Raw genomic sequence first — 577 nt, 5'->3', positions numbered from 1 at the left:
ACGGGAGGCAGCAGTGGGGAATATTGCACAATGGGCGCAAGCCTGATGCAGCCATGCCGCGTGTGTGAAGAAGGCCTTCGGGTTGTAAAGCACTTTCAGTCGTGAGGAAGGTGGTAGTGTTAATAGCRCTATCATTTGACGTTAGCGACAGAAGAAGCACCGGCTAACTCCGTGCCAGCAGCCGCGGTAATACGGAGGGTGCGAGCGTTAATCGGAATTACTGGGCGTAAAGCGCATGCAGGTGGTTTGTTAAGTCAGATGTGAAAGCCCGGGGCTCAACCTCGGAACTGCATTTGAAACTGGCAGACTAGAGTACTGTAGAGGGGGGGTAGAATTTCAGGTGTAGCGGTGAAATGCGTAGAGATCTGAAGGAATACCGGTGGCGAAGGCGGCCCCCTGGACAGATACTGACACTCAGATGCGAAAGCGTGGGGAGCAAACAGGATTAGATACCCTGGTAGTCCACGCTGTAAACGATGTCTACTTGGAGGTTGTGGCCTTGAGCCGTGGCTTTCGGAGCTAACGCGTTAAGTAGACCGCCTGGGGAGTACGGTCGCAAGATTAAAACTCAAATGAA

1 rRNA gene is annotated in these 577 nt (G+C 53.0%); it reads left to right on the top strand.

Annotated elements, in window-relative coordinates:
* A 16S ribosomal RNA gene (locus CIK04_RS31230) occupies positions 1–577 on the top strand; the annotation flags it as partial.

The organism is Vibrio sp. 03_296, assembly GCF_002265885.1.
Note: the sequence above shows the minus strand (reverse complement) of the source record. Positions and strands in the feature narration are given on the sequence as shown.